The 12,435-nt window shown below is 32.2% G+C and carries 18 protein-coding genes and 1 pseudogene; 17 read left to right on the forward strand and 2 right to left on the reverse strand.

The annotated features are described in order from the left end of the window. The 16 genes from BLV79_RS11760 to BLV79_RS11825 all read left to right on the forward strand — a co-directional run. Positions 1–251: hypothetical protein (locus BLV79_RS11760; protein ID WP_159429357.1), on the forward strand; the 251-nt coding region annotated here is incomplete at its 5' end. Between the two features lie 215 nt (positions 252–466). Next, on the forward strand, positions 467–886 hold the full coding sequence (locus BLV79_RS11765) for a hypothetical protein (RefSeq protein WP_074719176.1): 420 nt from the start codon (positions 467–469) through the stop codon (positions 884–886). Positions 887–1,193: 307 nt separating this feature from the next. Continuing rightward, on the forward strand, positions 1,194–1,550 hold the full coding sequence (locus BLV79_RS11770; RefSeq protein WP_074719178.1) for a helix-turn-helix domain-containing protein: 357 nt from the start codon (positions 1,194–1,196) through the stop codon (positions 1,548–1,550). Positions 1,551–1,742: 192 nt separating this feature from the next. Further along, positions 1,743–2,492 (forward strand): LytR/AlgR family response regulator transcription factor, encoded by a 750-nt coding sequence (locus BLV79_RS11775; protein ID WP_159429358.1) that lies wholly within the window; start codon positions 1,743–1,745, stop codon positions 2,490–2,492. A 14-nt stretch (positions 2,493–2,506) separates the two neighbouring features. Continuing rightward, positions 2,507–3,811, forward strand: a complete 1,305-nt coding sequence (locus tag BLV79_RS11780; protein WP_022750198.1) for a sensor histidine kinase — start codon at positions 2,507–2,509, stop codon at positions 3,809–3,811. Between the two features lie 159 nt (positions 3,812–3,970). Further along, positions 3,971–4,126 (forward strand): cyclic lactone autoinducer peptide, encoded by a 156-nt coding sequence (locus tag BLV79_RS12505; RefSeq protein ID WP_022750197.1) that lies wholly within the window; start codon positions 3,971–3,973, stop codon positions 4,124–4,126. Then, positions 4,119–4,715 (forward strand): accessory gene regulator ArgB-like protein, encoded by a 597-nt coding sequence (locus BLV79_RS11790; RefSeq protein WP_074719182.1) that lies wholly within the window; start codon positions 4,119–4,121, stop codon positions 4,713–4,715. The genes BLV79_RS12505 and BLV79_RS11790 overlap by 8 nt, the downstream gene beginning before the upstream one ends. 291 nt (positions 4,716–5,006) lie before the next feature. Next, complete coding sequence (locus tag BLV79_RS13380; RefSeq protein WP_408606302.1) at positions 5,007–5,150, forward strand: hypothetical protein; 144 nt, start codon at positions 5,007–5,009, stop codon at positions 5,148–5,150. Continuing rightward, a complete protein-coding gene (locus BLV79_RS12515) occupies positions 5,092–5,457 on the forward strand; it encodes an IS3 family transposase (RefSeq protein WP_027430066.1) in 366 nt (121 codons plus the stop codon). The genes BLV79_RS13380 and BLV79_RS12515 overlap by 59 nt, the downstream gene beginning before the upstream one ends. After that, the gene (locus tag BLV79_RS12520) at positions 5,454–5,663 is read left to right on the forward strand and encodes an integrase core domain-containing protein (RefSeq protein WP_083354575.1); all 210 of its coding nucleotides are present in this window, start codon (positions 5,454–5,456) and stop codon (positions 5,661–5,663) included. The genes BLV79_RS12515 and BLV79_RS12520 overlap by 4 nt, the downstream gene beginning before the upstream one ends. 64 nt (positions 5,664–5,727) lie before the next feature. Continuing rightward, positions 5,728–7,149, forward strand: a complete 1,422-nt coding sequence (locus BLV79_RS11800; RefSeq protein ID WP_074719184.1) for a radical SAM protein — start codon at positions 5,728–5,730, stop codon at positions 7,147–7,149. Further along, positions 7,146–8,360, forward strand: coding sequence for an SPASM domain-containing protein (locus BLV79_RS11805; RefSeq protein ID WP_022750190.1), 1,215 nt, complete (start codon positions 7,146–7,148; stop codon positions 8,358–8,360). Before BLV79_RS11800 ends, BLV79_RS11805 begins: the two co-directional genes overlap by 4 nt. Positions 8,361–8,370: 10 nt before the next feature. Then, entirely contained in the window at positions 8,371–9,267 is an 897-nt protein-coding gene (locus BLV79_RS11810) for an ABC transporter ATP-binding protein (protein WP_022750188.1), read from the forward strand. Between the two features lies 1 nt (position 9,268). Beyond that, positions 9,269–9,970: a hypothetical protein gene (locus BLV79_RS11815; RefSeq protein WP_074719186.1), complete on the forward strand. Its 702-nt coding sequence runs from the start codon at positions 9,269–9,271 to the stop codon at positions 9,968–9,970. Positions 9,971–10,037: 67 nt separating this feature from the next. Continuing rightward, the gene (locus BLV79_RS11820; protein ID WP_022750186.1) at positions 10,038–10,238 is read left to right on the forward strand and encodes a hypothetical protein; all 201 of its coding nucleotides are present in this window, start codon (positions 10,038–10,040) and stop codon (positions 10,236–10,238) included. Positions 10,239–10,519: 281 nt separating this feature from the next. After that, positions 10,520–11,314 (forward strand): CPBP family intramembrane glutamic endopeptidase, encoded by a 795-nt coding sequence (locus BLV79_RS11825; RefSeq protein WP_022750184.1) that lies wholly within the window; start codon positions 10,520–10,522, stop codon positions 11,312–11,314. 149 nt (positions 11,315–11,463) lie between these two features. On the opposite strand, the gene BLV79_RS11830 is transcribed toward BLV79_RS11825, so the two are convergent. Continuing rightward, positions 11,464–11,667: a helix-turn-helix transcriptional regulator gene (locus tag BLV79_RS11830; protein ID WP_074719187.1), complete on the reverse strand. Its 204-nt coding sequence runs from the start codon at positions 11,665–11,667 to the stop codon at positions 11,464–11,466. A 72-nt stretch (positions 11,668–11,739) separates the two neighbouring features. After that, positions 11,740–11,868, reverse strand: a pseudogene (locus BLV79_RS13105) (S24 family peptidase); the annotation flags it as partial. 66 nt (positions 11,869–11,934) lie between these two features. Between BLV79_RS13105 and BLV79_RS11835 the strand changes: the two are divergent. Further along, positions 11,935–12,369, forward strand: a complete 435-nt coding sequence (locus BLV79_RS11835; RefSeq protein ID WP_143470268.1) for a hypothetical protein — start codon at positions 11,935–11,937, stop codon at positions 12,367–12,369. The last annotated feature ends 66 nt before the right edge of the window (positions 12,370–12,435 follow it).

The raw sequence follows: 12,435 nt of genomic DNA on the forward strand, positions 1-12,435 counted from the left end.
TAAAAACTATAAAAGGTTACAAAAAATCAGAAGAAGAAAAGAAGACTTATATGTATAGTACGAATTATTATTCAGTATATTCTGCCTCAAAAGAACAAAAAGTCGTTAAATTGAGTAAGAAAAAAATATATAATGAGGAATATAAATATAGGGATTTGAAAGATCAAGTTATACTTACTTCAGATAAGAATGTAGTTGATGATTACAATAAAATGAGTGAGAAATTCGTTCAAAAATACTTTGAATCATAGTTTTATATAAATCAAAAATTAGGGTTTTAAAAATTTAGAATGCAAAAATGTATTCAACAGAAATTATTTCTTTCCTAGAATGAAAAATCGATTTTGAAACCTTTGAGAAGAAGAGAGATACTCTGCAGAATCAGCTCAGTGAAAAGAAGATTGAGATTGTAGCTTTAGAAAACATAGGAAATTCTAAACTTGATTTAGAAGATCGTATTTCATTCATGCGTGAAAAATTGGAGACGGAGGATACCATAAAAGAATTTGATCGTCAAGTATTTGAAAGTATAGTGGATTATGTCATCGTGGGAGGTTATAATAAAGAGGGAAATGCTGATCCGTCGAAGATAACGTTTGTTTATCGGACTGGATTCAAGGATTGTAAAGATGCTAATCACTTTAAACCAGAGAGACTTAATGCGTCCAAGAAGAAAAATGGTTCTGGCAGTCATAACAAAGAGGTATGCCAGAGTGATGATACATCTTCTAATAGTTCTTTAAGTCATTCTGGCTTGCAGTCACTTATACCAGACGACTCCAACACTTTGCAGTCAAATACATCACCCGATGCATGTGGAAGTCGTCACATGTCTACAAAGGGTGAATTCGTAGAAATCCTTGAGTTTACAGGTGTTAGAGAGTAATTAGTATCAATGACTATCTTTTTTAATTCCCGGATTTATGAGAGTATATTTATTTTTGGGAGGATAATTTACTTTGCCTTTTTTGATGAATATCATGATAATCGTATTTGCCTCTGGACAAAAGGATACTCAACTAAATAAGGAACTCAAAAGAGTGTGGAAATCCATTGGAGGATGCTTTTGCACTCTTTTTGTTTGCAATCAGACATGTAGATTATAAGTTGAAATAATATGCCAAATTAGATACAATATAGGTACAAACGGATATCGTAAAATTACATTATAAGATTTTATATCGGAGAATGTGATGACAGATAGAGTATTTGAGACATTTGGACAAAGGTTACGTAAGTGCCGGAATAATAAGAATATGACCAAGGAACAGGTGGCGGAAGCTTTAGGGGTTACGCAGGATTATTACGGCAAAATTGAAAATGATAAGTTGATGCTGTCATATGATATATTAGAGCAGTTATATCGTATGGAATGGGATATCGGCTACATTATAACAGGATGTGAATTAGGGCAAGAAGAGAGCTTGTGGCTGATGAAAGATATTATGGATGTGGAGTTTGATAAAAATCAGCAAAGTTTGCGGTTTTGGTTATACGTTATGGAGAGTCAGATAAATAAGGGAGTATTGCAAACCATCATTTTTCTTTGATGTGCGGAGGCATATGTATTATATAGTGGGGGATTTTTTGATGGCGATGGATAATGGAAAAGGTCTGCAGGGAAAAGAAGTACTTCAGCATGCAATGAAATTAATGGAGCTTTTGTAAAGAAGCAGTGTTTTGGCGATGCTTGAATATTTGCAAAACAAAATACCGTATTGAAATATATGGAGGTGGGGAATTTGCTGAGGATAGCGATATGTGATGATGATAAGAAAGATATAGAATATATGGAAGAAATAATTTCAGAAAGTGGAATGGATAAAAATGAGGTGTATTTTCACGAGTATGGTTCGGGAGAGGATTTATTAATGCATATTAAAGAACTTCCAAGTTGTGATTTGCTGATACTTGATATGCAGATGGGAGAAATGGATGGACATGAAACAGCAGCAGCTTTTCGGAAAGTTTTTCCGAAAACAACTTTAGTTTTTTGGTCCGGTGTATGCAGGCCGACAGATGAATCATTTAAGGCAACACCATTTCGATACTTATTTAAAAATTATAGTAAGGAAATGATGATACAAGAAATGCAGGCTGTTGTGAGAGAAGTGAAGTCCAAGCAGACAGTCCCTTATATTATTGGAAACTATTATTACAATACTGTCCGTTTTGAACCGGATGATATCTTGTATATAGAAAATTATCGTTTTGGCAGTATTATTCATCCGTATCAGGAAAAAGTAGATTATGATTTTGAAAAAAAGGGTGATATTAAAACAAAAAAGAAATTAAATGAGCTGTATGAAGAATTACAGCCCTTTGGTTTTGAATATGCACATAATAGCTATATTGTGAATATGAATTATGTTACAAAAATGTCTTCGGAGGGGGATTTAAAACTTAAAGACGATACTTTGTTAAGAATTTCGCGTTCAAAACAAAAGTCTTTCCGGGAGGCATTTTCAGAATTAATGGGATATAAATATTGAATGAGGAGAGGAACATGGAACTTATAGATTGTGCAATTTTGCTGGCAAGTTGTGCGGTGGAAATTTATTTTCTCCATTCTTTTTTTGGAATGTTGTTTGAGAAGAGAGTATGGTTTGCTGACAATAGATTAAGAATCTGGTTGTTTAATATATTTGCAGTGTTTTTGTTATATCTTTGTAATATGATTGGAAATGGAGATACTAATTTGATTGTAGTTCCAATTATTTCATGGATATATACATACATACTCTTTCATGGTAAGTTTGGAAGCCGGATGCTATATTTTATTATGGCTTTTTCTATTATTTGGGGGAGTGAATGGATATATGCTATCATACTTGGATTAGGGAATGATGCATACAAAACTATGTCAGAAATGCCGTTTACAGTGTTATCTTTAAAATTATTGACGTATATCATATTCATTATAGTAGAACAATTAATCGGAACAAAGAAGAAAAAGATGGATAATAGAATTTTTCTCAAATATCTATGTCTGCCCATTGCCAGTTTTGGCATGATGACTGGTGTTTTTTATTCTGGAATTGACTTTTCCACTGGTGTTGGGATTCGTATGCTGATGACTGTCTGCTATATCTTAATGCTTTTTGGAAATATTTTAATATTTTATGCATTTAATCAATATTCAGATGAAATGAATAGCAATATGGAAAATCAAGCACTCATTATGAAGCAGCAGGCAGATCTTGAATATTTTATGCAGATGGCGGAAAGTCAGGAACGGCATAATGAATTTATACATAATATCAGCCATTACTTAAGGACGATTAATCAGTTCGCACAGGAAAATGACTGTCAAAGCATAGTTAAGATAGTGGGTGAACTTGACAGCCATATGGAAGCCTCTGAAATGAAATTGTATTCGAATTATCATGTACTAAATGCTATACTTTCTGAAAAGGGGCGTTTGGCAGAAAAACAGAACATAATATTTGATGCTTATGTGGAACCCGGAATTGTGCTAGATATGGTAGAGGATGTTGATTTGATTGCAATGCTTGGAAATCTTTTGGATAATGCTTTACGGGCAGCAAAGACTTATAAAGAGGAAGCGTTTGTAAATGTCAGGATGTATATGCAGGATATTAGAGGATTTTGTGTCCTAAAAATAGTAAACAGCTATTCCGGTGACATCATAATGAAAGAGGATACATTTATATCAACTAAAAAGGAGAAGGGGATTCATGGACTAGGGATAAAAAGTGTGAATAGAATGGCTGAAAAATATGGTGGATATTTAACATGTAAGGCAAAGGATGATGTGTTTGAAGCTGTTTTATTGATATCTACAAATTAATCTACAAGTAATAATCCGTGTAACAGATGTGATGAGTAAAAGACATTACATCTGTCTTTTTTTGCAAAAACGTATACTCATTTTGCAAAAATCGACGGTCTTATTGAAAAAGAAATTATGAAATAGTAATATATAAAAAAACGAAGGAGGAAATGTCAAATGAGCAAATTCAAAAAAGAAAATGTAATGAAAGTAATTAACTGTCTGGCACTGGTATTAGTGGCTGCTTCGGCTAACTCGGCTTGCTTTTTTTATTTTCATCAGCCGGAATTTCCGAAAGCTGCAGATAAGTTTAGACAGATAGGCAATGATTGAAAAAGCTGCGGATTGGTACGCAAGGAAACAGATTAGAGCAGGAATTATTAAGGAAGAGGATAGGGATGTTTATAAGTATGGATATATACTTGCTATGGAAATGGGAATTAATATTCTCATATCTGGAATGATGGCATTCATATTCAATATGTTAGAATGTCTAATTGTGTTTTCTTGTGTGTTTATTCCGCTTAGAACATTTTGTGGAGGATGGCACGCTTCTAAAAGCTGGATATGTTCTTTGATTTCTAATGTTACAATTGCAGGAATTATGATAGTAGAAAAATATCAAATTTGGACGTTTGGCATTTGGGTGGCAGTGATTATTGAATTGGTATGCTCTATCGCTGTATGGAACATGGCACCAATCGAGCATAAGAATAAACCACTAAGTAATCAGGAAAAGAAAGCTTATAGGAAAATATGCAAGGTAATGTATGTTGTACAGTTGGGTTTGATGTTTCTTTTTTATTGTATCGGAAGGACAGATATACTGCAAACAGGAGTGATGGCACATATTATAGTTGTTCTATCGTTACTTATGGGGGCAGTCGATATAAAAAAAGAAAGAATTATATTTGAAAAATGAGGGACACAAGAAAAGAATTATACGATATACATACGTGAAACAGCATGATGAAACAGACTGTGCGGCGGCATTCTTTGCGAAGGAAATCGATTAGCGCAGTACCAGTTTATTCAAAAACACTCTCAAGAATTCGGGGTCAGATGGCTTCTTAGAAGGTTTAATATCTGTCCAAATGCTTATTACAATTACTTGAAAAATTGTAAATCAGAGTACAGGAAAATCAAGTCATCCATACAACGAAGGATTGTTGAAATATACCACGAGAACGATGGAGTTCCTGGGTACCGAATGATGCGTAATTATCTGGTTCTGGAAAATATAATTTACTCATATACTACAATTTTTAAGTATATGCACGAACTAGGCTTACAATCTATTGTCAGACGTAAAAAACCAGAATACAAAAAAGGGAAAAGCCAACAAAGTATTTCCTAATTTAGTCAATCGAGAATTTAATGTAACAGAACCAAACAAAGTATGGTGTACTGATTTTACATATATGCCAAGACCAAACGGTTCCATACGCTATAATTGTTCAATTATTGACCTTTTTGATCGCAGTGCCGTTGCTACATTAAATGGATCAAATATAACTGCAGAATTAGCAATAGCAACGCTTCAGAAAGCACTAGACGTACATAAACCAGGAAAAGGAATAATTCTGCATTCAGACCAAGGAAGCCAGTATACATCAAAAGAATTCAATGAATTCTGTGAAAAAATCATGTGTAACAAAGTATGAGTCGTGCTGGATGTCCTTATGATAATGCTCCAATGGAGCGATTTTACAACATATTCAAAAGTGAATTCTACTATCTTTATTCATTCACATCAGATGCAGAGATAGATCAGAAGACTTTAGAATTCATTTATGGAAAATATAACCATAAAAGACCACACACACATAATGGAGGTTGCACTTCTCATGCGACTCGTTATGCTGAATAGAGGAAACTATCATAAAGTGTTACAATTTTGCTTGACAACAACAATAGGAGATGATTGATTGAATATGAAACTTAATGGAAAAGAATTTACAACAAAAAGTGGTGCTGAATATGTTTATCTTTCAGATATGAATATTGTATTATCCAAAAATGCAATAGAGGCTTATCCGCAAAGAAGAGAATTGTTAAGTCAAATTCCAGGTTATAAAAAAACTAATGAGTACTATGATTGTTATCGTGAATATACTCCTGAAGAGATAAAATTGGAGATTATGAAAAATGGATTGTGTGAATTGGCTATTGAAGTTACTTCTGCATGTAATTTTAGATGCGAATATTGTGTTTATTCAGGAAAATATGAAAATCAGCGTCTTCACGATTATCAAAACATGGATGTTACTACAGTGTTTAAAGCCATTGATAAATATTATGAACTTATAGAAGAGGGAATTGAATACAACTCAGATAGAACACCGGTAATTTCTTATTATGGAGGAGAACCACTTGTGAAATTTGATTTGATAAAGAAGTGCACGGAATATGCAAAAGAAAAATTTGATAATAATATTTTGTTCACAATAACTACTAACGGCTCCCTTATGAATGATGACGTGATAGATTTTTTTGTGAATGAAAAATTTAATGTTGTAGTTAGCATAGATGGTTACAAGGAAAACCATAATCGTAATCGAAAAGATGTAAAGGGGAATCCTACTTTTGATAGTGTTATTGAAAATGCTAGAAAGCTATTTCTTAAGCAAGGGACACCAGTTTTTACTAGTGTAGTCTTCGATTACGACACAGATTTTGTTTTGATGGAGAAGTTTTTTAGAGACAATGATTTTCTTGTGTGTCTCTCCATAAATAGTGTTAATCCGTACAGTACAACTTACTTTGATAAATATACTGTTGATAGTTATGATAGATTTAAAGCAAAACTTGATATTCTTATGAAAGAATTCGAATTATCAGTTGTTGATAATGAAGCAAATCCTCTTGCATTTATGTCGCGAACTTTCGGAGATATATGTACATCAAGTTTTATGAGGCAATGTGATATTAGCAAAAAGAATAATAAAATTATAAAGCATACTGGAGCTTGTGTTCCAGGTAATAAGATTTTTGTGGATGTAAATGGCGATTTTTACATATGTGAAAAGGTCGGTAGAAGTATTGTGATAGGTAATGTAGAAGAAGGTATCAACTATGAAAAGTGTGCACAAGTTGTGAATAGATATAATAACTTGGTGGTGCACAAATGTCGCAACTGTGTAATAAGAAATAATTGCAAACGTTGTTATGTAAGTATTGATATGGATGAAAATAAGATAAATATACCTGCTGAAAGTTGTAAAAAGCAGATTGAAGATTACTTTGCGGATTTAAGTTTTGCATATTCGATTTTTGAGTCAAATCCGAAATGGATAGGTAGGTATTTTAGTGAATATTATGATGCAATAAATGATATGATGGTGATGTTAAGATGAAAAAGTATTTTAAGCTATTTGAAGAATGTTATATTGTTTCTGGAAAGGACAAGTATACATTATATAATGTTCTTACGGGAAATATATATGAGATTGATGAAAAAAGAGGAAAGTTTTGTCTGTTGTCAGAGAATAATATGGATATAGAAAATGCGTGTAATAATTCTGGTTTGCTACTGTCAGAAGCTAAAATATTCATTAAGGAAATGGAATCAGCTACGCTTGGTATGATGAGTGATTTTCCAATAGCTATGGATAAGTTAAATATCCTTCCCAAATGGACAGAAAAAATGTTTTTTAAACAGTCTCATGGTATAAATAAAGCTACAATCGGAATGGACTATGATTGCAGTAATAGTTGTAATTTTTGTGGAAATGATGCTGTAACTAACAGGTACAAATGTTGGTCGTGCAATTCTACTAGTAGATCTCCAATTGCAGATGATGTTGCTTTTAGGATAATTGATATTATATCAGAGAGAGACTGTAAGGAGTTGTATTTGAAAGAGGGGGATTTATTATCAGATTGGGGGAAGACATTAAGGATTGTTGATTATGCTCTGAATAGAGGTATTGAAAAAGTGTTGCTGAACATAATACATCCAATTGATGATATGACCATAATTAATGATATGCGAGTTAGAAATATATCTCTAGTGCTACAAAGATATATTGAGAAAAAAAAACAAATAGAGTTGATTATGTCGGAGAGTAGAAAATATGAAGGATTGGATGTAACATACATATTACTTACCGAACTGGATAACAAGGAAACTATAATGCAAGTGGCTCAGAATATCAGCCAGATGTATTCGTATAAGTTATTAATAGATTTTATGATCCCAAATAAATTAGAAAATGTTTCTAAGGAATATTTTGATATTGAAAGAACAATTGGAAAAATTGATTTAGTTAGTTATTCCATAAGACAATTTCATAATGAATGTTTTTATAAAAATTGTTACTTCGATAAGGAAGGAAACGTTTATCCATGTGCTGGTCTTAAAAATAGAAAGTATGGAGATATAGATTCTATGCCCGAAACATTTAGAAGTGAAAACCTTGGAAATTACTGGAATATGTCATTAAGCAAAAAACAGGAATGCAAGGAGTGTTCTATGAGATTCGCATGTAACAATTGTGAGTCACTTAATTATACATTAACTGGTAGCCATGATAGAAATGTATTATGTGTAAAAACTATAATTTGAGGAGTTAATAATGAAAAATGTAATCGAATTTAAAGGTGTTACAAAGAAATATGGAGAGAAAACTGTTATTGATGATGTGACATTTACTGTTGAAAAAGGTGATATATTTGGGTATCTTGGACCAAACGGTTCTGGTAAAACAACAAGTATTCGAATGATGTTAGATCTTCTCCATGTTTCGTCAGGTGAAATATTATTATTTGGAAAGCCAATTGGTAAAAATGACATAAGAAAAAAAATAGGTATATGTCTTGATGATGAGGGGTTTTATCCAGAACTAACTGCGTATCAAAATCTTGAATATTTTGATCGTATATATAATGATGCAAGTGGTAGAAAGAAAAGAATTGACGAATTTATTGATAGAGTAGGACTGAGTAATAGTAACTCAGAACTAGTTGGCAATTTTTCTAAAGGAATGAAACGTAGACTTGGAATCGCTCGTGCACTATTGAATAATCCAGAACTGTTAATACTTGATGAACCTACTAATGGTCTTGATCCGGATGGTCAAAAATATGTTAGTGAATTACTTATGTATTTGTCAGGGAAAACTACTGTTTTTCTTAGTTCACATAATTTGAATATTATAGAAGATGTGTGCAATAAAGTGGCGATTATAAAGAACAGACTTTTGTTTTGTGACAAAATGGATTCAATAGCGTGTAATCATACTATATTATATAATCTGACTTTTTCTAATAAAAAAGATAGTTATGAGTTTATAAATCAATTAGATACAGTAGATCACAGTGTTATAGATGACAGACTTATAGTAAGGGTTAATGAAGCAGAACAACAACTCGCTGAAAAATTGATAAAAGAACATGGATTGGTAATTGAGTCCAAAAAAAATAGTGATAGAAAACTTGAAAATCTTTATTTTAGTGTGTTAAAGGAGGACTAGCATGAGGGAGATTAAGGCTATTATGTGGAAAGAACTTATGCAGATTCAAAGCCGACAAAAATCAGTAATAGTTAATTCTGTATGCAATTTGATATTAATTGGAATGATAGGAATGATGAGATTGCTTAGCCTTCGTAGCAGTGGGCAGGATACAAAGGGTATGGTGACTAATATTGTGATATACGTATCTATTATGTGTAGCTATATGGCACTACTGACGCTTTTGAGATTTTGGCAGGAGAAAAGTAATAAAACAATAGAAACATTAATTTCAATGCCGATAGGTGTAGAGGCTATTGTATTAGCAAAAACGTTAATTCCAGTACTTTTAGCTTGTGTGATTGGCTTTATAGACACTTCGGTAATGTTCTTGTCGGTATGGATACTGTATGGGAATATTAAAATTTCATTGATATATGTTATCGGAGTTCAGATAATGTTTACAATTCTTGTTGGGGTTCCGTACAGTATAATAAATGCATATGCAATGTGGTGTATGGATTTAACATACTCAAAAATGGTTCAAGGGGGTTCTAGCTTCGCGTACATAGCTGTTCTAGGGACTATGTTTATAAACAATAATTCAGATCTTTTCTATTTGCCAAGAGTAATAGCTATAGTTTCTGGTGTGTTAATGGCTATTGCTCTGGTAATGCTCATTAAATTTGATAAAGAGAAAATTGTACTTAGATTTCTAGATTGATAACTGATATATTCAATTGATATCAATTGTTTATATATACCTATAAAATGGAAAGGGGGGAGGAAATATGAAACCAATCAATGATATGAGTGCATGGTCATGGGGAAATTTCGTTTGTGGTATTTTCTGTGGTGTGGCAGGTGGTGCTTGTGCACTTGCAGGTTGCGCAGTTGATGGACCATCGCCTGTAGCAGATGCAGCTTTAGCTAAGCTTGCAGTTGGTGGAGGAGTTGCAAGTGCAGCTTTTGTAGGTGGTTTAGCAGGATAATATACCTATATGTTCTGGATAAAGCGCGAAAGTATCTTGTTTATATAAAATTAATATTACATACGCAAGAATAACATAATCGCATTTTTAACCAAAGTTTAGGGTATATGCAAGGATGCGCGCGGATTTAATAGCTATTGGATTTAAGTAAGGATAAATTAAATCCGTCGCGTAAGCTTGCGTATATATGAAGCAAATAGACATTTGTTAATGTGCTATATATTAGCAATGACGAATTTTATAATATGGAATAAGTCTTAAGTAGAGAGGTAGATATTAGTGTGAAAAAATCAATTTTGGCTGTGGTCAGTGCAGTTATTGTCATTTTAATATATATATTATCTCAAGTATTAGTACAGTATATATATGCTTTCGTTGTATATTTTAGAAATTTAGATCCAAATAGAGATTTTGCAGAAGCACTATTTCCTGCTATTTCAAATATTAATAATAATAAAGACATTTTTTCTCTGATTACAATTGCATTAGCTGTTGTAATTATATATTACCATTATTGTAGAAGGAAGGGACAATATGGTATCTCGTTTAATGTTAAAAGTTTAAAATCTGTTGATTGTATTATATGGATGATTTTTGGAGTAACGCTTTCGACTTGTTTTTATATGATACTTGTATTTTTTAATATAATAGATATAGACGTTTCTGGAGTTGAAATAGGTATACGCTATTTTTTAGTATCATGCATGGTGGTTCCAGTATTTGAAGAATGGCTTTATAGAAACGTTGTAATGACAATATTATTGAAAAATATGCACATTATTCCAACGATTATTATACAAGCGTTTTTGTTTTCTGTTATACATGCTAGTAACACTCAGAAAATATATACTTTTTTTTTAGCGCTTGTATTGGGAGTGGTTATGATAGAGACGAATAATTTTATTGTAACATCGTATATTCACATTGTTTTTAATGTTGTTGGATTAGGAGTAATAGATGTGTATTCTTTGAATACGGTTGCTAGAGGAGTAGTACTTTTTGTAAGTACAGTTATTAGTGTAGTATTGTTGTTATATGAAATAGGAAAATGTAACAAAAACAAGCAGTTAAACTAACTACTCATAACGTTAGTTCAACTGCTTGTTTTGTATGCGCTTACGTTACAAAGGCAATAACAAATTTTAATTTGCAGGTTAAGTTATAGACAGCATAAAGAATGATTATATATTAAATGAAGTAAAAAATGTAAGAGCACCGACCAAAGTCAGTGCTCTTCTAACTTAAAGATATCTTCCACAAGCAGATTAAAATAGGCTGCAATCTGGAGCATAAATTCAGCGGATGGTGCCCGTTCACCACGTTCCACTCTGCCGATAGTTTTTGTGCAGAACCCGGTGGCAGAGGCTAAATCCTCTTGGAGAAGACCTCGTGATTCACGAATTTCTTTAAGGTTATTAACGACCGCCATTGTAAACACCTACTTTCATACATTCATTATTACCAAGGATACAGAAAATACTGTCCTAAAATACGGACTCGTTTAATGCAGAAAATCTCTAATTTCATTCGGATGATTCTTTCCAACCACTTTTCCAAGTATATCGAAACGATCATTTTCATTAACAGGAATAGGAGGGTATTTCTCGTTGAGGGAAATAAGAAATACGCCATCCTTATCCTCTTTTTATATATTTTTTTAAGGACTAATAATCGAGAATTGTGTTTGAAAAAAAATATGGTAAAGATATTTATCAGTATTTTTTTGTATGAAATATTTGTTATGCTTATTATGCTGATTTTTTTTATAGCACCTAGAGAGAGTAAAGAAATATCTGTAATTAATCTTGTGGTGTTATTGATTATTAATACACTTCAGTTATTTATGTTAGCGATGATTTCAAATATGCTAGTATTATTCAAATCAGAAGTTGTTTGCAATTTAGGAAATATAATATTAACAACGGCACCTTTAGTTATAGTTGGAGCATTGTATGAAGAAAGAAAACAATGGATTATTTTTGCAAAATGGTTTCCGTTAAATTTAGGTAATTACGTTTACTTAAATTCTATGAAAGAAAATATTATTAGCATCTTGCTGATGATTGTAATTAATTTTGTATTGTATTATGCGACGGCTTACGGACTGAAGAAATATGAGCTTTTAGAGTAGTAGGAGAAAAAAATGAAGATTAAAGTAGAAAATATAGAAAAACAGATTAAAGGTAATGAAGTTTTA

Origin of the sequence: Lachnobacterium bovis DSM 14045 (genome assembly GCF_900107245.1) — a bacterium.
Taxonomy (GTDB): domain Bacteria; phylum Bacillota; class Clostridia; order Lachnospirales; family Lachnospiraceae; genus Roseburia; species Roseburia bovis.